Source organism: Enterobacter cloacae complex sp. ESBL7 (genome assembly GCF_041679625.1).
In the GTDB taxonomy this organism is placed as follows: Bacteria; Pseudomonadota; Gammaproteobacteria; order Enterobacterales; family Enterobacteriaceae; genus Enterobacter; species Enterobacter asburiae_B.
The window spans coordinates 1-18,104 of sequence record NZ_JBGORN010000015.1; the positions used below are offsets into that span (position 1 = coordinate 1).

Here is an 18,104-nt window from a genome sequence, read left to right on the forward strand (position 1 = left end):
GGTTTTAAGGCCTTTAGCCAGTTCAGCCGCAAGGGCTTTGAGTTTCTTTTCGTCCATAATTGCCTGTCTCCGTTGTTGGAGTGAACATATCAAAATCAGGCAATTACACAATTTTAATTACAGGCTCACAATTCGTGCTCCCTGCTCATCCGTGACAACTTTTCCTGAAGCCCGAAGGCCTGGTCATCCGTAAGCCGATGCATCCTGCACACATCTTCCTGACGTGTTTGTTTCATCCCGAAACGTCCTGGCCTTCCTGACCCACCGACCATCCTGACCGGCTCTCATTCTCCTTCCTGGAGGTGTCCCTTACGCATCCTGCGTTATCCACTTCGCTTCATCCTGAAGCCTTCCTGCAGCGCCATCCTGACGAGTCCTGTGTGAGAAACGCCATCATCCTGATGTTCGTTTCTCGTGTCGGCGTCCTGTCGACAGAAATAGAATCCGCTATTCCGCTTCGTCTTACAACCCACCCTTTCTGGGTTGTAAGCCGTAAGAAATCCCTAAAAACAATACAATGAACAAGTAATTCATTGAAAAACAGAGCAATATTAATCTGAATTAAATGAGGTAATACTGAATCTTCAGCGATCTCTCACAAACGTTGTAAGAGATCTCTCACACGCGCTATAGCATCATGGATTACAGAAGTGGCTCAAGTCGGGTAAGGAAATCCGCAAGAGAGGGGGCGAGAGTCTCGCGATTGCGGGTGCCGATAGTCTCTTTAACCACTTCACCTGACAGGTTACAGACGGAGATAACGTCCAGTTCGCTGTCCAGCGTGGCAATAAAGAGCGTCGGAGAAAGCTTCAGGCGTTTTTGCGTGACCAGGTGACCAATCAGGTTTTCCTGAACACGCTGCAGATCGTCTTCGCTCCAGGTCTGCAACAGCGTCAGCGTGATATCAGCAAAGCGCGCAGGCATATCCCCTGCGAACTGCGTGGTATAAAACGCATGAACTGCTGGTTGTACCACAATGTCCATTGCCCGCTCAACCGCATTTACATTTTGCTCGCCGTCGAAAGGTTTTGGCTGCCAGATAACGTAATCGTCGACTGAAGAGATAATGCACGGCGAAGGTACGCCATACAAATCAGCACTTTGCGGCCATGTCTGGTCCTTTTCATGCCATGCGTCGCAATAGCGGGTCGTGAAGCTAGTGAGGGCATTTGCAGTTTCGATGTCCACCGATTTCTCTCTTCTTGTCAGACAGGATAAACTCAGGCCATAAGTGTACCTGTAAAGTGGCTATGAAACATGTCTTACGAAAATCATCAGGCGTTAACCGGCTTAACGCTGGGGAAATCGACCGATTACCGCGATACCTACGATGCAAGCCTGCTGCAGGGCGTGCCGCGCAGCCTGAACCGCGATCCTCTGGGCCTGCATGCAGACGCATTGCCGTTTGTCGGCGGTGACATCTGGACGCTGTACGAACTCTCGTGGCTTAACGCGCGCGGTCTGCCGCAGGTGGCGGTGGGCCACGTTGAGCTGGATTACGCCAGCGTTAATCTCGTGGAATCCAAAAGCTTTAAGCTCTATCTCAACAGTTTTAACCAGACAAAATTCAACAGCTGGGACGACGTTCAGCACACCCTGGAACGTGATTTAAGCGCCTGCGCGCAGGGAAAGGTGAGCGTTTCACTGTATCGCCTGCACGAGCTGGAAGGGCAGCCGGTCGCCCACTTCAACGGAACCTGCATCGACGATCAGGATATCGAGGTGGAGAATTATGAATTTAGCGCCGATTACCTTGAAAACGCGGCGAGCGGAAAGGTGGTCGAAGAGACGCTGGTCAGCCATCTGCTGAAATCCAACTGCCTGATCACCCACCAGCCGGACTGGGGCTCGGTGCAGATCCAGTACCGCGGTCCGAAAATTGACCGGGAAAAGTTGCTGCGCTACCTGGTGTCGTTCCGCCATCACAACGAATTTCACGAGCAGTGCGTGGAGCGTATCTTTAGCGATATTCAGCGTTTTTGCCAGCCAGAAAAACTGAGCGTTTACGCGCGCTACACCCGCCGTGGCGGTCTGGACATCAACCCGTGGCGCACCAACACCGATTTTGTGCCAGCAACGGGGCGGCTGGTGCGTCAGTAATATAAATATTTTCACAATATGCGCGGTATCTTCCGCGCTTTAGGTTGTGAAACGTCACACGCCAGGGCTATTGTAATCAACAGGGAAAGACGATAATCGTCCCGTAAGGAGCTCACTTGATTACACATATTAGCCCGCTTGGCTCAATGGATATGTTGTCGCAGCTGGAAGTGGACATGCTTAAGCGCACGGCCAGCAGCGATCTTTATCAACTGTTTCGTAACTGTTCACTTGCCGTACTGAACTCCGGAAGCCTGACAGATAACAGTAAAGAACTGCTGTCCCGCTTCGAAAGCTTTGATATCAACGTGCTGCGCCGCGAGCGTGGCGTGAAGCTTGAAGTCATCAACCCGCCGGAAGAGGCTTTTGTCGACGGCCATATCATTCGTTCACTTCAGGCTAACCTGTTTGCCGTGCTGCGTGACATCCTGTTTGTTAACGGGCAGATCCACAACGCAGGCCGTTTCCAGCATCTCGACCTGGAAAGCTCGGTCCATATCACCAACCTGGTGTTCTCCATTTTGCGTAACGCCCGTGCCCTGCACGTTGGCGAAGCGCCGAACATGGTCGTCTGCTGGGGCGGCCACTCCATTAACGAAACCGAATACCTTTATGCGCGTCGGGTGGGCACACAGCTTGGCCTGCGCGAGCTGAATATCTGTACCGGCTGCGGTCCGGGTGCGATGGAAGCGCCAATGAAAGGTGCCGCAGTGGGACACGCGCAACAGCGTTACAAAGAGGGACGGTTTATCGGCATGACCGAGCCGTCGATCATTGCCGCTGAGCCGCCTAACCCGCTGGTTAACGAGCTGATTATCATGCCGGATATCGAGAAACGTCTTGAAGCGTTTGTCCGTATCGCCCACGGCATTATCATCTTCCCGGGCGGCGTGGGGACAGCGGAAGAGCTGCTCTATCTGCTGGGTATTCTGATGAACCCGGCCAACAAAGATCAGGTTCTGCCGCTGATCCTGACCGGTCCAAAAGAGAGCGCCGACTACTTCCGCGTGCTGGACGAGTTTATCGTGCACACGCTGGGCGAATCCGCGCGTCGTCACTATCGCATCATCATTGACGATGCCGCAGAAGTGGCGCGCCAGATGAAAAAAGCGATGCCGCTGGTTAAAGAAAACCGTCGCGATACCGGCGATGCGTACAGCTTTAACTGGTCAATCCGTATCGCGCCGGATCTGCAGATCCCGTTCGAGCCAACGCACGAAAATATGGCGAACCTGAAACTCTATCCGGACCAGCCGGTGGAAGTCCTGGCTGCCGATCTGCGCCGTGCCTTCTCCGGGATTGTGGCGGGCAACGTGAAAGAGATGGGCATCCGCGCCATTGAACAGTACGGTCCGTACAAGATCCACGGCGACCCGGAGATGATGCGCCGCATGGACGACATGCTGCAGGGCTTTGTCGCTCAGCACCGCATGAAGCTTCCGGGCTCAGCCTATATTCCTTGCTACGAAATCTGCACATAACGCTCAACTGCATCTGATCAAAGCCGGGTCGCCCTGTTGCGCGTCCCGGCTTTTTTATTAACGAGGTAATTCATACGCATCACTTATGTCTTTTACAAACTATGCGCAAACGCAAACGATTACCTGGTTTTTTCAACCGTAAATTATCAGTCTTAATCCAAATTACCTGCCAGAAAATACTAAAAACCCATTTCTTTACAGCTAAAGACACCTATATCACGGGCCAGTCTTTCAGCTCACATGTCGTTGGTGGTAGCCTTCGCGCCCGTAAATTCTCTTTGACGTTTTTTTAACAGATAAATGGTCTAAAGATGCCCACATCATAAGTGGATTATTGCATTTGGGATCAGGATCACTGATAGATTCATAACTAGAATGTATCTTTCCGCCCGCCAATAGTTACGGGCGAAAATTATTAAAAAACCGTCACTGAACGAATTTCATATTACCGTCAGGCACTTTTTCATCGGATTTGACTAAAAACCTGACAATTTGCTTCCTCCAGGAGATACAGATGGAAACCACTCAAACCAGCACCGTTGCTTCGATTGAATCCCGAAGTGGTTGGCGCAAAACGGATACCATGTGGATGCTTGGCCTTTACGGCACAGCAATCGGCGCTGGTGTACTGTTCCTTCCTATCAACGCAGGCGTCGGCGGTCTGATCCCGCTGATCATCATGGCTATCATTGCTTTCCCGATGACCTTCTTCGCACACCGCGGTCTGACCCGCTTCGTGCTGTCCGGTAAAAATCCGGGCGAAGACATCACTGAAGTTGTTGAAGAGCATTTCGGCGTTGGCGCAGGTAAACTGATTACCCTGCTCTACTTCTTCGCGATTTACCCTATCCTGCTGGTCTACAGCGTGGCAATCACCAACACCGTTGAAAGCTTCATGATGCACCAGCTGCACATGACGCCGCCGCCGCGTGCGATTCTGTCGCTGATCCTGATCGTGGGCATGATGACCATCGTTCGCTTCGGTGAGCAGATGATTGTGAAAGCAATGAGCGTACTGGTCTTCCCGTTCGTTATTGCTCTGATGGTGCTGGCTTGCTACCTGATCCCACAGTGGAACGGTGCAGCGCTGGAAACCCTGTCCCTGAGCAGCGCATCGGCAACCGGTAACGGCCTGCTGATGACCCTCTGGCTGGCGATTCCGGTAATGGTGTTCTCCTTCAACCACTCCCCAATCATCTCTTCTTTCGCTGTGGCGAAACGTGAAGAGTACGGTAATGGCGCAGAGAAGAAGTGCTCCAGCATCCTGGCACGCGCTCACATCATGATGGTACTGACCGTAATGTTCTTCGTCTTCAGCTGCGTACTGAGCCTCTCCCCGGCGGATCTGGCGGCAGCGAAAGAGCAGAACATCTCTATTCTGTCTTATCTGGCGAACCACTTTAACGCACCGGTCATTGCGTGGATGGCACCAATCATCGCGATTATCGCCATCACCAAATCCTTCCTGGGCCACTACCTCGGCGCGCGTGAAGGCTTCAACGGTATGGTGATTAAATCTCTGCGCGGTAAAGGCAAGAGCATTGAAATCAACAAGCTGAACAAAATCACTGCGCTGTTCATGCTGCTCACCACTTGGGCGGTAGCAACGCTGAACCCAAGCATCCTGGGCATGATTGAAACCCTGGGCGGCCCGGTCATCGCGATGATTCTGTTCCTGATGCCGATGTACGCGATTCAGAAAGTCCCTGCTATGCGCAAGTACAGCGGTCATGTGAGCAACGTGTTTGTGGTTATCATGGGTCTTATCGCAATCTCTGCGATCTTCTACTCCCTGTACACCATGTTCTGATTATCACCCGCGCCGTCTTCGGACGGCGCACTCCTCCCTCTCTGACTGAAAGCAATGGACGCATCATGATTAGCGTATTCGATATCTTCAAAATCGGTATTGGTCCTTCCAGCTCTCACACCGTCGGACCAATGAAAGCCGGTAAGCAGTTCACGGATGACTTGATTGCACGCGGCATCTTGCATGACATTACCCGCGTGGTTGTCGATGTATACGGCTCGCTTTCCCTGACCGGGAAAGGCCACCATACCGATATCGCCATTATCATGGGCCTGGCGGGAAACCTGCCGGATACCGTTGATATTGATGCGATCCCTGGCTTCATCCAGGATGTGAACACCCACGGTCGCCTGCTGCTGGCGAACGGTGAGCATGAGGTTGAATTCCCGGTTGACCACTGCATGAATTTCCATGCGGACAACCTGTCGCTGCACGAAAACGGCATGCGCATTACCGCGCTGGCCGGCGACAAAGCGGTATACAGCCAGACGTATTACTCTATCGGCGGCGGCTTTATCGTCGACGAAGACCACTTTGGTCAAACCAATACCTCTTCTGTAGAAGTGCCGTATCCGTACAAAACGGCGGCGGATCTTCAGCGTCACTGCCAGGAGACGGGCCTTTCCCTCTCCGGCCTGATGATGAAAAACGAGCTGGCGCTTCACAGTAAAGAAGAGCTCGAACAGCACTTCACTAACGTCTGGGAAGTGATGCGCGGCGGTATTGAGCGCGGGATCACCACCGAGGGCGTTCTGCCGGGCAAGCTTCGCGTGCCGCGTCGCGCTGCTGCGCTGCGCCGTATGCTGGTGAGCACCGACAAAACGACAACGGACCCGATGGCCGTTGTAGACTGGATCAACATGTTCGCCCTGGCGGTAAACGAAGAGAACGCTGCCGGGGGCCGCGTGGTCACCGCGCCGACCAACGGCGCCTGCGGTATCGTTCCGGCGGTGCTGGCGTACTACGACAAGTTTATCCGTGAAGTGAACGCGAATTCGCTGGCGCGCTACCTGCTGGTCGCCAGTGCGATTGGTTCGCTGTATAAGATGAACGCGTCTATTTCCGGTGCGGAAGTGGGCTGTCAGGGTGAAGTCGGCGTGGCGTGCTCCATGGCGGCGGCGGGTCTGGCCGAACTGCTGGGTGCAAGCCCGACACAGGTGTGCATTGCTGCGGAAATCGGCATGGAACATAACCTTGGGCTGACCTGTGACCCGGTTGCCGGACAGGTACAGGTACCGTGCATCGAACGTAACGCGATTGCCTCCGTGAAGGCGGTGAACGCGGCACGTATGGCGCTGCGCCGCACCAGCGAGCCGCGCGTCTGTCTCGATAAGGTTATCGAAACCATGTACGAAACCGGTAAAGATATGAACGCCAAATACCGCGAAACCTCTCGCGGCGGCCTGGCGATGAAGATCGTGACCTGCGATTAAGCCCCTCAGGAAGCCTCGTTTTGCGAGGCTTCTTCCTGTTTTCCCCACCATTCATAGTTTCACGCTGCTGACAGTGTTACCCTTCACGCATGAGATAGAAGGGAGATTATCTGTGGCCGTTCATTTACTTATCGTCGATGCTCTTAACCTGATCCGCCGTATCCATGCGGTACAGGGGACGCCTTGTAAAGACACCTGCCTGCACGCGCTGGAGCAGCTTATCCGCCACAGTGAGCCCACCCACGCGGTCGCGGTATTTGATGACGAAGCCCGCAACACGGGCTGGCGTCACCAGCGTCTGCCCGACTACAAAGCCGGACGCGCCCCGATGCCGGACGATCTTCACGCTGAATTGCCCATGCTGCGCGCTGCATTTGAACAGCGTGGCGTTCCCTGCTGGGGTGCACAGGGAAATGAAGCCGACGATCTCGCGGCCACTCTGGCCGTAAAGGTGGCAAGCGCCGGGCATCAGGCCACTATCGTTTCAACTGACAAAGGCTACTGCCAGCTGCTCTCGCCGACTATCCGCATTCGCGACTATTTTCAAAAACGCTGGCTGGACGCGCCGTTTATTGCCAGCGAGTTCGGCGTCTCGCCTGAGCAACTGCCGGATTACTGGGGGCTGGCAGGCATCAGCAGCTCTAAGGTTCCGGGTGTCGCCGGTATTGGGCCGAAGAGCGCCGCGCAGCTGCTGAAGGATTTTCAGAGTCTGGAAGGGATTTACGCCCGTCTGGATGAGGTGCCAGAAAAGTGGCGCAAGAAGCTGGAGGCGCATAAAGAGATGGCGTTTATCTGCCGGGAAATCGCAACGCTACAGACGGATTTACAGCTGGACGGGAATTTACAGCAGTTGCGGTTAGAACGTTGATATCCCCTCACCCTAACCCTCTCCCCATGGGGGAGAGGGAACTGCCCGGTGCGGTCTTTTCCCCCCTCGCCCCTTTGGGGAGAGGGCCGGGGTGAGGGGCAATCAGCGTACTATCGCTCGTCGCGACGTCCGCCAACCGCAGCCCACCAGCGACGAATATGCACCGTCACCTCTTCACGGTCGTGATACAGCTGACGCGCCTGGATCTCCACGTTAATACCGTGCTCGTCCATCTGCTCCTGAATGTAGGCCAGGTTCTGCGATACTTCCTCATAGCGCTTTTTCATCGGCAGCTTGAGGTTGAAAATGGTCTCACGACACCAGCCGTTCACCAGCCAGGAGGCCATCAGCGCGGCGACTTTTGCCGGCTTCTCAACCATATCGCACACCATCCACGAGATGTTGTTACGGTTCGGGCGATAGCGGAAACCGTCTTCCCGCAGCCAGGTAACCTGCCCGGTGTCCATCAGGCTTTGCGCCATTGGACCGTTATCAACGGACGATACCCACATATTGCGTTTCACCAGCTGATAGGTCCAGCCGCCCGGGCACGCGCCAAGGTCGACGGCATACATGCCGTTTGCCAGACGTTCATCCCACTCATCCGCCGGGATAAAGACGTGGAACGCCTCTTCCAGCTTGAGCGTGGAACGGCTTGGCGCATCGGACGGGAAGCGCAAACGCGGAATGCCCATAAAGAAGGGAGAGTTGTTGGTGGTGTACGAATAGCCTGTATAGCAGCAGCCTGGTGCGATAAAGAAGATATGCACCACCGGACGCTTCGGCGTTTCGTAGTTCGTCAGCACGCCTGCATCACGCAGCGCCGCACGCAGCGGCACGGTGAACTTACGGCAGAACTTCATCAGCTCTTTACTTTCGTTGGTATCCGCCACTTCAACGCGCAGATCGCCGCCCTTCTCCACCACGCCCTGCAGCATGCCGACAATTGGCGTGATGCGGTCTTCCGGCGGAAGATCCTTCAGCAGCTCACCCGCGACAAACATCTGGCGAGCAAAGATCAGCGAGCTGAACGGCAGCTCGCGCGCCAGCTTGTCCGCGTCTTCAGGCTGATAGCACTCGAATACCACATAGCCCGCGTTTTCTTTTACGCGGGCAAAGCCGAAGACTTCGCGCTTCGCCGCTTTATCGGTAATTTCCGCGGCGCACTCTTTCTCAAACCCCGGGCGACAATATAAAACAACCTTATTCATGAACAACGCCCTTGCGTTTCAGACGGATAGCTCCGATAAACATTAATACCCAACCCGCCAGGAAGCTGAAGCCGCCGACAGGTGTAACGAACGCCCACAGGCGCAAATGTGAGAGCGCAAGGCAGTACAGGCTACCGCTGAACAACACGGTACCCAGCGCCATAAACACGCTGCTCCAGTAAAACCAGATACTGATACGACGCTGCATCGCCACCGCCAGCCCAAAAATAGCCAGCGTGTGGAACGCCTGATATTCAAGGCCGGTCTGGATCCAGCCCATCTCTACTGCGCCCAAAGACTTGCTTAATACATGTGCGCCAAAGGCGCCCAGTGCAACAAAAATAAAGCCACTCACCGCGGCAAAAATCAGCATGAATCGGCTGGTCATGTTTAAGTCCTGAGTTGATGCGTGCCCGGCACACAAACGTTATTGCTCATACCTGAAGCGGAATTTTTCTTGCTCGGTTGCCGCTTTCGCCAGTATCCACTGCCGGAAGGCGGCTATTTTACCCAGTTCTGCCTGACTGTCATGACAAACCAGATAAAACGCATTCTTGCTGACCAGTACATCATTAAAAGGGCAAACCAGGCGGCCTGCCTCAATTTCGGACTGCGCCATGACGTTGTTCGCCAACGCCACGCCCTGCCCGTGAATGGCAGCCTGTAACACCATCGCACTGTGGCTAAAAATGGGTCCCTGCTGCACGTTAATATGTGTAAGACCTAATTGACGGGTATAAGTTTGCCAGTCGCGGCGAGAGGCATCATGCAAAAGCGTATGCTGAGCCAGATCGGCGGGTGACTTCAGCGCCTTCTCACCTGTTAACAGCAGGGGAGAACAGACCGGCAGGAGATATTCTGCGTATAATTTTTCAACGCGCAAGCCCGGCCAGTTACCGCGACCATAAAAAATGGCGACATCCACGTCATCGGCCAACTTGTCCTCCTGACGATCTACCGCCTGGATTCGAACGTCGATCCCCGGATAAGCTGAGTTAAAGCTTGAGAGTCTGGGCACCAGCCAATGAATGGCAAAACTGGGCAATAAACTGACGGTCAGAGCACCTTTTGCACTGCGAGCCTGCAGCTTACGCGTGGCTTCCGTGAGCTGGGAAAAAATCTCTTTAATATCCTGAAAATAGCTCTGCCCCTCTTCGGTCAACAGCAACGAACGGTTGCGTCGACGAAACAGCTTAAGGCCCAGAAAATCCTCCAGAGACTTGATTTGGTGACTTACTGCGGCCTGTGTCACAAAAAGCTCATCTGCTGCGCGGGTAAAGCTCAGATGACGTGCTGCTGCATCAAAAACTCGTAATGCATTAAGAGGTGGCAATCGCTTTGACATGGTTATCTGGCTTAGATGTTAACGGGATTTAACAAACAGGAAACAACGTTTAACCTATTAGTTTTTTTTATCTGAGCCATTATAATTTGTCCGTTGAGGAACTACCAGCAAATACCTATAGTGGCGGCACTTCCTGAGCCGGAACGAAGAGCTTTTTTCGGAATGCGTGTTCTGAAGGGCTTTTGGCTTACGGTTGTGATGTTGTGTTGTTGTGTTTGCAATTGGTCTGCGATTCAGACCACGGTAGCAACGCTACCAATTTTTCACTTCCTGTACATTTACCCTGTCTGTCCATAGTGATTAATGTAGCACCGCCAATTTGCGGTGCTTTTTTTTCGCCTGCGATCTGTTAATGCTCGATCTCTTTCATCTCTTTCACGTCCGTGCGGTTGATCTGCTGCTTGTTCCCGTTAGCATCTTTGTACGAAATCATCCCGGTATCATTATCGGTAGTCGGTTTCCCTTCCGAAACGATAGAACGACCATCGTTGGTGTGCATCACGTAGTTGTTACCGGAACAGGCGCTCAGGGCAAAAGTAAACGCACAGGCAGAAATGATTGCAGCTGTCTTATTCATGATTATTCTCCTTTAGCAATTAATGCTATTCAAACCTCGATTTATAACAGGCTAAAACATCCGCCTAACACTATTTAGCATAACCTGCTTTTTTGAGGCCGTAAGGATAAGCAGACAATTCTGATAGATATCAACCTCCTTGCCCTGCCGCTGAAATTGCGCGACGATCGCTATATTGAAATGAGGAATCCCATGAACGCTTTCAGTCCTGCGCAGTTCCGCGCACAGTTTCCGGCCCTGGCCGATGCCGGTATTTACCTGGATAGCGCCGCCACCGCCCTTAAGCCACAGGCGGTGATTGAAGCCACGCAGCAGTTCTACAGCCTGAGCGCCGGGAACGTGCATCGCAGCCAGTTTGCCGAAGCACAGCGATTAACCGCGCGCTATGAAGCCGCACGCGATCAGGTCGCTCGCCTGATCAATGCCGAGAGCGGGAAAAACATCGTCTGGACGCGCGGCACGACCGAAGCCATCAATATGGTGGCCCAGTGCTACGCGCGCCCGCTGCTTCAGCCGGGCGATGAGATCGTCGTCAGCGAGGCGGAACATCACGCCAACCTGGTGCCATGGCTGATGGTGGCAGAGCAAACGGGTGCACGCGTGGTGAAGCTTCCACTGGGTGCAGACCTTCTGCCCGACGTGGCCCGTCTCCCCGAGCTGATTACATCCCGCAGCCGCATTCTGGCGCTCGGACAGATGTCGAACGTCACGGGAGGTTGCCCGGACCTGGCTCAGGCTATTCGCATTGCCCATGCCAGCGGGATGGTGGTGATGGTCGACGGCGCTCAGGGTGTGGTGCACTTCCCCGCTGATGTCCAGGTGCTTGATATCGATTTCTATGCCTTCTCAGGACATAAGCTCTACGGGCCAACCGGTATTGGGGCGTTGTACGGCAAGCCTGAACTGCTGGCAAAAATGACGCCGTGGCTCGGTGGCGGCAAAATGATCACCGAAGTGTCGTTCGATGGCTTCAAAACTCAGGATGTTCCCTATCGACTGGAAGCCGGTACGCCGAACGTGGCGGGGGTGATTGGCTTAAGCGCAGCGCTGGAGTGGCTGGCAGAAACAGACATCGTTCAGGCAGAAAGCTGGAGCCGGGGGCTGGCGACGCTGGCAGAGGAAGAGCTCAAAAAGCGCCCGGGCTTCCGCTCGTTCCGCGTTCAGGACTCAAGCCTGCTGGCCTTTGATTTTGCGGGCGTTCACCATAGCGACATGGTGACGCTACTGGCCGGATACGGCATTGCCCTGCGTGCCGGACAGCACTGCGCCCAGCCGCTGCTGGCGGCGCTTGGCGTTAACGGTACGCTGCGCGCCTCGTTTGCGCCGTATAATACCCAAAGCGATGTCGACGCGCTAGTTGCCGCCGTTGACCGCGCCCTTGAAATACTGGTGGATTAATGACTAGCGCTGCTTTAGCCGGACATCCGTTTGGCACGGTCATCACAGAAGAGACCTTAAAACAGACCTTCGCCCCGCTCCAGCAGTGGGAAGATAAATATCGACAGCTGATCCTGCTGGGTAAACAGCTCCCGGCCCTTTCAGACGATCTTAAAGCGCAGGCGAAAGAGATTGCAGGCTGTGAAAACCGCGTCTGGCTGGGCGTGAGCGTCTCCGGCGGGAAGCTGCACTTCTTCGGCGACAGCGAAGGCCGTATCGTCCGAGGCCTGCTGGCCGTATTGCTGACCGCTGTGGAAGGAAAAAGCGCGGCGGAATTGCTGGCGCATTCGCCGCTGGCGTTATTTGATGAGCTTGGGCTGCGCGCGCAGCTCAGCGCCTCGCGCGGTCAGGGGTTAATCGCGCTGAGCGACGCGGTACTGGATGCCGCACGTCAGGCTCAGGCCTGACGTTCCGCCTTCGCCAGCATTTTCTTGAGGGCGTGAGACACCGCCACAAAGCCAAAGGAGGCGGTCACCATGGTGGCCGCACCAAAACCTGAGGCGCAGTCCATTCGTTTTGGCCCTTCCGCCGTACTTTTCATCGCGCAGACTGAGCCATCCGCCTGCGGGTAGACCAGCGCTTCGGTCGAGAACACGCAGTCAACGCCGAGCTTGCCTTTGCTGTTCTTCACCACGTTAAAATCGCTCTTCAGGCGCTCACGCAGCTTGGCCGCCAGCGGATCCTGGATCGTTTTCGCCAGGTCGGCCACCTGGATCTGCGTCGGATCGATTTGCCCGCCCGCACCGCCCGTTGTGACCAGCGGCACCTTGTAGCGACGGCAGTATGCGATCAACGCCGCTTTTGGCCGCACGCTGTCGATGGCGTCAATCACATAGCTATAGCCTTTGCTCATGTACTCCGCGACGTTATCTGCCGTCACAAAGTCGTCGATCACCGTGACCCGACATTCCGGGTTTATCAGGCGAATACGTTCCGCCATGACCTCAGACTTCGCCAGGCCGACGTTATCGCGCAGGGCGTGGATTTGACGGTTGGTGTTGGTGACGCAAACGTCATCCATGTCAATCAGCGTGATTGCTCCAATACCGGTTCTCGCCAGCGCTTCTGCCGCCCACGACCCCACACCACCAATGCCCACGACGCAGACGTGCGCATCCGCAAAAAGCTGCAGGGCTTTTTCACCATATAAACGTGCCGTCCCGCCAAAACGCTGGCGCCAGGCGTCGCTGATTACCACAGACATAAAACCTCAGATGTAAAAAGGGTGAGGTTTTCCTCACCCTGAACAGTAATCCGTATTTTGCTCAGAATACCACAATCAGCCGCTGAATACGTTTCCAGCACCCGGCGCCGCCTTCAGTACCCACACGCGTCCGTAGTGGTTATACCAGCCCGCGCGATGGCCTGCATCAGGGCCAATACCCTGATAGATGTCGAAGTGCTGGCCTTTAATTGCCCCGCCGACGTCCAGCGCCACCATCAGACGCAGCTCATACTGACCGTTGAACTTGCCGTTATTGTCCAGCAGAGGGACTTCAGCCAGCAGCGTGGTGCCAGCAGGAATAATCGAACGATCCGATGCTACCGACGCGCGGCCAATCAGCGGAACCGCGCTGGCCCCTTTCACCGGCGCGAAGTTTTGCGGTTTGAAGAAGACGAACGACGGGTTCTGCTCCAGCAGCTCGCGCACCTCGGCTTCGCTGTGTTTCTCGCCCCACTCGCGGATCGCCTGCATCGACATATCTTCTTTCTTCACTTCACCGCGGTCGATCAGCACCTTACCGATACTGCGATAGGCGTGGCCGTTTTTACCGGAATAGCTGAAGAAGTTAAGCGGCGACCCGTCGCCAAAATCAATGTAGCCGCTGCCCTGAACGTCCATGATGAAGTTATCCATCAGGGAGTTGCTGTAGGCCAGAACGTAGTTTTCGCTCAGCGCACCGGCGTAGATCTCAGCGCGAGACGGCAGACGACCGCGTTTTGGCGGCATACGATAGATAGGATACTGGAACTCGCCCTGACGCGAGTGTCGTGCCTGGATAACCGGGGTGTAGTAACCGGTAAACTGGACGTTGCCGTAGTTATCGGCCCCTTCCATCTGCCAGGCGTCGATACCAAACTGGCGCATGTTGCGCGTATCGCCGCCTGCTTTAAGCCAGTCCTGGACCGCGTTATACACGCTACTCTGGGCGCCATACAGACGCGGCGACGCGTTGCGGATCTGGTAGACCTGCTCGGAGAAATCACCGGCATTAATCGGTGCGCCGACGGCATCAGGCTGATTAACTAAAGAGAAAGGCTGGGATAACTTCCCGTCTTTATACTGTTGACCGCGATCGGTCGGTTTGGAAGAACAGGCCGCAAGAATCGCTACCATTGCGCCCGCCATCAGATACTTCGCCCAACGTCCTTTCATTATATCTCGTCTTTAAGTTGCCCATTTCCGCGTGATGAAGATAACAAACCGCCAGGGCTAATGAAATGCGATCGCATGCCCTTTGGCAAATTTTGCGCAAAAAATAGTCCGAACAGAGCCATGTCGTTCAATTTGCATACAAAATCATGATTTATGTGAAAAAGGGGTTGCATCACAAACCTATCCGAGTATAGTGCGCATCCACGGACGCGGGGTGGAGCAGCCTGGTAGCTCGTCGGGCTCATAACCCGAAGGTCGTCGGTTCAAATCCGGCCCCCGCAACCAATTAAAATTTGATGAAGTATCTTCTACGACTGTAGAAAGACGGACGCGGGGTGGAGCAGCCTGGTAGCTCGTCGGGCTCATAACCCGAAGGTCGTCGGTTCAAATCCGGCCCCCGCAACCAATCAAATTTGAAGAAGTAAGTTTCTACACGAGTAGAAAGACGGACGCGGGGTGGAGCAGCCTGGTAGCTCGTCGGGCTCATAACCCGAAGGTCGTCGGTTCAAATCCGGCCCCCGCAACCAACACTTCTGAAAACAATAAACACCCTCAAGGGTGTTTTTTTGTATCTGTCGTCTGTGAATTTGCCGGGCGGTTACCCGGCTGAAAGCATTATCCGCGTCGCGCCAGCGTCGCCCCGTCAGAGAAATACGCCCGTATCCCCGCCAGAATCGACTCCGCAACCTCCTGCTGGAATTTTGCCGTCTTGAGCTTACGCTCCTCTTCGACGTTACTGATAAACGCGGTTTCGACCAGGATGGACGGGATATCCGGTGCCTTGAGTACCGCAAACCCGGCCTGTTCAACGCTGTTTTTATGCAGCTTATTGATGTTCCCCAGCTTGCCCAGCACCGCTTTACCAAACTTCAGGCTGTCGTTAATGGTCAGCGACTGCACCATATCGAACATGGTGTGGTCGACGTAGCGGTCGCCGCTTTTGCTCACGCCACCAATCAGGTCAGAGGCGTTCTGGCTGTCAGCCAGGAATCTTGCTGCGGTACTGGTCGCGCCTTTGGTTGAGAGCGCGAACACCCCCGAGCCGCTTGGCTGGCGGCTGGTAAAGGCATCCGCATGGATCGACACGAACAAATCGGCGCGCTGCTTCTGCGCTTTCGCCACCCGGACCTTCAGCGGAATAAAGATATCTTCATTGCGCGTCATATAGGCGCGCATATTGCCTTCTTTATCAATCAACGCTTTCAGCCGACGGGCAATTTGCAGCACCACGTCTTTTTCACGCGTGCGATATTTTCCCACCGCGCCGGAGTCTTCGCCGCCGTGGCCGGGATCGAGCATGATCACAATCGGACGATCGCGCCCTGCTTTTCCGGGCTGCGGGCCACTTTGCGCAGGCGGCACCTGACGCTGCAAGTCGCCCTTGTTGTAATCCTCCAGCAGCGCAAGTAGCGGATCCTGGATATCCGTTGCGTTGGCCGGGTAGAGATCCATCACCAGACGCTCTTTAAACGTCGCGACGGGCGCCAGGGCGAACAGCTGCGGCTTAACGTTCTGTTTAAGCTCAAACACCATGCGCACGGTTTGCGGATCAAACTGCCCGACGCGAGCCGATTTAATAAACGGATCGTCGCCGCGGATCTGCGCCGCCATCCCTTTCAGCACGGAGTTGAGGTTAACGCCTTCGAGATCCACCACCACGCGTTCCGGGTTGCTGAGGGCAAATTGCTTATATTTCAGCACGCGATTGGATTCAACCGTCACGCGCGTATAGGTCGACGACGGCCAGACGCGCACCGCCACCACCTGACTCGTGGCGGCAAGACCGACCTGACTGACGCTAAGCAACCACATTGCCCCGGCCCCTTTTAACAAACGGCGGCGGCTTATTGCTGAATTGGATCCCGACATGCTTCTCCCGAGCAAGAACACTGACTGATATACAAAATGTCCAAATTGACCGAAAACTTTAACGAATGACGCATAAACTGTCATCTATAAAAGGGTAAACAATCATACGCTAACGCACGGATTACTTACCAATTTCTGTGGGTCGCGGAAAATTTGCGCTTGCACACGCGGCCACAATCGAATAAAAATACAGAAATTACGAATAAACATTCATTAAGGGTTGTGCCATGGTGAAGGAACGTAGAACCGAACTGGTCCAGGGATTCCGCCATTCTGTTCCCTATATCAACGCCCATCGGGGAAAAACGTTTGTCATCATGCTTGGCGGCGAAGCCATTGAGCATGAAAATTTTTCCAGCATCGTCAATGACATTGGCCTGCTGCACAGCCTCGGGATCCGCCTGGTGGTGGTTTATGGCGCGCGTCCGCAGATCGACGCCAACCTGGCCGCTCACCACCACGAGCCGATTTACCATAAACATACCCGCGTCACCGATGCCAAAACCCTGGAGCTGGTGAAACAGGCGGCGGGTCTGCTGCAGCTGGATATTACCGCGCGTCTCTCTATGAGCCTCAACAATACGCCGCTGCAGGGCGCGCATATCAACGTCGTGAGCGGCAACTTTATCATTGCCCAGCCGCTCGGCGTGGACGATGGCGTGGATTACTGCCACAGCGGCCGTATCCGTCGTATTGATGAAGAAGCTATTCACCGCCAGCTGGACAGCGGTGCCATCGTGCTGATGGGCCCGGTCGCCGTTTCCGTGACCGGCGAAAGCTTTAACCTGACGTCCGAAGAGATTGCCACGCAGCTGGCGATCAAGCTGAAGGCGGAAAAAATGATTGGGTTCTGCTCCTCCCAGGGCGTCGTGGACGCTGAAGGAACAATCGTACCAGAACTCTTCCCGAATGAAGCCCAGGCTCGCGTGGAGGCGCTGGAAGCCGAAGGTGATTACCACTCCGGCACCGTCCGCTTCCTGCGTGGCGCCGTGAAGGCCTGCCGCAGCGGCGTGCGCCGCAGCCACCTGATCAGCTATCAGGAAGACGGGGCCCTGCTGCAGGAGCTGTTCTCCCGCGACGGTATTGGTACGCAGATTGTGATGGAGAGTGCGGAGCAGATCCGCCGCGCCACCATCAATGACATCGGCGGCATTCTGGAGCTGATCCGCCCGCTGGAACAGCAGGGCATTCTGGTACGTCGCTCACGCGAACAGCTGGAGATGGAGATCGACAAATTCACCATTATTCAGCGCGATAACCTGACCATTGCCTGCGCCGCGCTCTATCCGTTCCCGGAAGAGAAGATCGGTGAAATGGCCTGCGTGGCGGTGCATCCTGATTACCGTAGCTCTTCACGCGGCGAAATGCTGCTTGAACGCGTGGCGGCACAGGCGCGCCAGATGGGACTGAGCAAACTGTTCGTCCTGACGACGCGCAGCATTCACTGGTTCCAGGAGCGCGGATTCACGCCGGTGGATATCGATTCTCTGCCGGAAACGAAGAAAGAGATGTACAACTATCAGCGTCGTTCAAAGGTGCTGATGGCTGACCTGGGATAATACAACGCTTGCCGGGTCGCGCTGCGCGTACCCGGCC

The 18,104-nt window shown here is 55.0% G+C and carries 16 protein-coding genes and 3 tRNA genes; 11 read left to right on the forward strand and 8 right to left on the reverse strand.

Annotated elements, in window-relative coordinates:
- Positions 1-642: 642 nt before the first annotated feature.
- Positions 643-1,188 carry a SecY-interacting protein gene (gene syd, locus ACERY3_RS23840; protein WP_045888075.1) on the reverse strand — a complete coding sequence of 182 codons (546 nt, stop codon included), beginning with the start codon at positions 1,186-1,188 and terminating at the stop codon, positions 643-645.
- 69 nt (positions 1,189-1,257) lie between these two features.
- Between syd and queF the strand changes: the two genes are divergently transcribed.
- The 5 genes from queF to xni all read left to right on the forward strand — a co-directional run bounded on the left by queF (position 1,258) and on the right by xni (position 7,692).
- Entirely contained in the window at positions 1,258-2,100 is an 843-nt protein-coding gene (queF, locus tag ACERY3_RS23845) for an NADPH-dependent 7-cyano-7-deazaguanine reductase QueF (protein WP_021241894.1), read from the forward strand.
- Positions 2,101-2,216: 116 nt separating this feature from the next.
- Positions 2,217-3,581: a nucleotide 5'-monophosphate nucleosidase PpnN gene (ppnN, locus tag ACERY3_RS23850; RefSeq protein ID WP_373226600.1), complete on the forward strand. Its 1,365-nt coding sequence runs from the start codon at positions 2,217-2,219 to the stop codon at positions 3,579-3,581.
- 514 nt (positions 3,582-4,095) lie between these two features.
- A complete protein-coding gene (locus tag ACERY3_RS23855) occupies positions 4,096-5,391 on the forward strand; it encodes an HAAAP family serine/threonine permease (RefSeq protein ID WP_024909280.1) in 1,296 nt (431 codons plus the stop codon).
- A 65-nt stretch (positions 5,392-5,456) separates the two neighbouring features.
- Positions 5,457-6,824: an L-serine ammonia-lyase gene (locus ACERY3_RS23860; RefSeq protein WP_033146431.1), complete on the forward strand. Its 1,368-nt coding sequence runs from the start codon at positions 5,457-5,459 to the stop codon at positions 6,822-6,824.
- A 112-nt stretch (positions 6,825-6,936) separates the two neighbouring features.
- A complete protein-coding gene (gene xni / locus ACERY3_RS23865; RefSeq protein ID WP_048979245.1) occupies positions 6,937-7,692 on the forward strand; it encodes a flap endonuclease Xni in 756 nt (251 codons plus the stop codon).
- A gap of 110 nt (positions 7,693-7,802) precedes the next feature.
- Here the strand turns inward: xni and rlmM are convergent, their stop codons facing one another.
- From rlmM to ACERY3_RS23885, 4 genes are all read right to left on the reverse strand, one after another.
- Positions 7,803-8,903 carry a 23S rRNA (cytidine(2498)-2'-O)-methyltransferase RlmM gene (gene rlmM / locus ACERY3_RS23870; RefSeq protein WP_023309030.1) on the reverse strand — a complete coding sequence of 367 codons (1,101 nt, stop codon included), beginning with the start codon at positions 8,901-8,903 and terminating at the stop codon, positions 7,803-7,805.
- Entirely contained in the window at positions 8,896-9,291 is a 396-nt protein-coding gene (locus ACERY3_RS23875; RefSeq protein WP_023309031.1) for a DUF423 domain-containing protein, read from the reverse strand. The genes rlmM and ACERY3_RS23875 overlap by 8 nt, the downstream gene beginning before the upstream one ends.
- A 39-nt stretch (positions 9,292-9,330) precedes the next feature.
- Positions 9,331-10,248 carry a glycine cleavage system transcriptional regulator GcvA gene (gcvA, locus tag ACERY3_RS23880; RefSeq protein ID WP_023309032.1) on the reverse strand — a complete coding sequence of 306 codons (918 nt, stop codon included), beginning with the start codon at positions 10,246-10,248 and terminating at the stop codon, positions 9,331-9,333.
- Between the two features lie 349 nt (positions 10,249-10,597).
- Positions 10,598-10,825: a YgdI/YgdR family lipoprotein gene (locus tag ACERY3_RS23885; protein WP_008499648.1), complete on the reverse strand. Its 228-nt coding sequence runs from the start codon at positions 10,823-10,825 to the stop codon at positions 10,598-10,600.
- A gap of 192 nt (positions 10,826-11,017) precedes the next feature.
- On the opposite strand from ACERY3_RS23885, the gene csdA reads away from it, so the two are divergent.
- Together csdA and csdE are read left to right on the forward strand one after the other, a co-directional pair.
- Positions 11,018-12,223 (forward strand): cysteine desulfurase CsdA, encoded by a 1,206-nt coding sequence (gene csdA / locus ACERY3_RS23890; protein ID WP_058841061.1) that lies wholly within the window; start codon positions 11,018-11,020, stop codon positions 12,221-12,223.
- A complete protein-coding gene (csdE, locus tag ACERY3_RS23895) occupies positions 12,223-12,669 on the forward strand; it encodes a cysteine desulfurase sulfur acceptor subunit CsdE (RefSeq protein ID WP_033146434.1) in 447 nt (148 codons plus the stop codon). The genes csdA and csdE overlap by 1 nt, the downstream gene beginning before the upstream one ends.
- On the opposite strand, the gene tcdA is transcribed toward csdE, so the two are convergent.
- A complete protein-coding gene (gene tcdA / locus ACERY3_RS23900; RefSeq protein WP_048979243.1) occupies positions 12,660-13,466 on the reverse strand; it encodes a tRNA cyclic N6-threonylcarbamoyladenosine(37) synthase TcdA in 807 nt (268 codons plus the stop codon). The two genes, csdE and tcdA, sit on opposite strands and share 10 nt — an antisense overlap.
- A 75-nt stretch (positions 13,467-13,541) precedes the next feature.
- Positions 13,542-14,639 carry a murein transglycosylase A gene (gene mltA, locus ACERY3_RS23905; protein WP_033146436.1) on the reverse strand — a complete coding sequence of 366 codons (1,098 nt, stop codon included), beginning with the start codon at positions 14,637-14,639 and terminating at the stop codon, positions 13,542-13,544.
- 208 nt (positions 14,640-14,847) lie between these two features.
- Between mltA and ACERY3_RS23910 the strand changes: the two genes are divergently transcribed.
- From ACERY3_RS23910 to ACERY3_RS23920, 3 genes are all read left to right on the forward strand, one after another.
- A tRNA-Met gene (locus ACERY3_RS23910) sits at positions 14,848-14,924 on the forward strand.
- Positions 14,925-14,968: 44 nt separating this feature from the next.
- Positions 14,969-15,045 (forward strand) — tRNA-Met (locus ACERY3_RS23915).
- A gap of 44 nt (positions 15,046-15,089) precedes the next feature.
- Positions 15,090-15,166: transfer RNA gene (locus ACERY3_RS23920), tRNA-Met, on the forward strand.
- Between the two features lie 88 nt (positions 15,167-15,254).
- On the opposite strand, the gene amiC is transcribed toward ACERY3_RS23920, so the two are convergent.
- Positions 15,255-16,508: an N-acetylmuramoyl-L-alanine amidase AmiC gene (gene amiC / locus ACERY3_RS23925; protein WP_373226601.1), complete on the reverse strand. Its 1,254-nt coding sequence runs from the start codon at positions 16,506-16,508 to the stop codon at positions 15,255-15,257.
- A 227-nt stretch (positions 16,509-16,735) separates the two neighbouring features.
- Between amiC and argA the strand changes: the two genes are divergently transcribed.
- The gene (gene argA, locus ACERY3_RS23930; protein ID WP_023309037.1) at positions 16,736-18,067 is read left to right on the forward strand and encodes an amino-acid N-acetyltransferase; all 1,332 of its coding nucleotides are present in this window, start codon (positions 16,736-16,738) and stop codon (positions 18,065-18,067) included.
- The last annotated feature ends 37 nt before the right edge of the window (positions 18,068-18,104 follow it).